Source organism: Enterobacter sp. ZOR0014 (genome assembly GCF_000798855.1).
Classification (GTDB): domain Bacteria; phylum Pseudomonadota; class Gammaproteobacteria; order Enterobacterales; family Enterobacteriaceae; genus Enterobacter; species Enterobacter kobei.
In genome coordinates this window covers 1-555 of the sequence record NZ_JTLF01000343.1, presented here as the reverse complement: position 1 = coordinate 555, position 555 = coordinate 1, and the positions used below count along the sequence as shown (strand labels likewise).

Here is a 555-nt window from a genome sequence, read left to right as displayed (position 1 = left end):
CTCTGGCTCAACAAACCGGGAGCATACCTGCTGATTTTCAACTGAATTCATGAAATATCCTTGCACATTCAGGCCCTGGATTACAGATATGATAAGCATTGACACTGTAATTTAGTCAGCTAGTAGTAATACCAGCTTTCATCAGAATAAATGAATTTCCCACTTGGACAGGCTGGTTTGCTTTTATCACTTGGGTCATGCCACCTCCCATTATCTTTTAACTGATGCTCACGTCGTTTTGTCAGCTTATTAAGATTTACTGTCGAAACATTTTTCATTCCCATCAAATGAAAAATTTCCTCTGCCAGTTTACAACATGTAGGAGCACAGGCTTTGCAAGCAAAGAATGCAATTAATCCTGAGACTCCTCCGCCTCCCAACAAAACTATAACGAACAACCAAAAGTATGTAGTGACAAATGACACAAGCCCCTCCCAGGTACCATCAATCACTTCATTAAGAATTCCCGCAAAAAGTATCATAAAAAAAATAATCCCCGTGAGAATAATCATATTTTTTATCCGCCAAAGCATATGCGCAATATGTCCCATTTCA

At 39.1% G+C, this 555-nt stretch carries 1 protein-coding gene; it reads right to left on the bottom strand.

Annotated features, from left to right (window positions below; translation table 11 throughout):
* Nucleotides 1-119: 119 nt before the first annotated feature.
* Nucleotides 120-555, bottom strand: a 436-nt coding sequence (locus L977_RS19605; RefSeq protein ID WP_047626719.1) for a hypothetical protein, incomplete at its 5' end; no start/stop codon positions are given.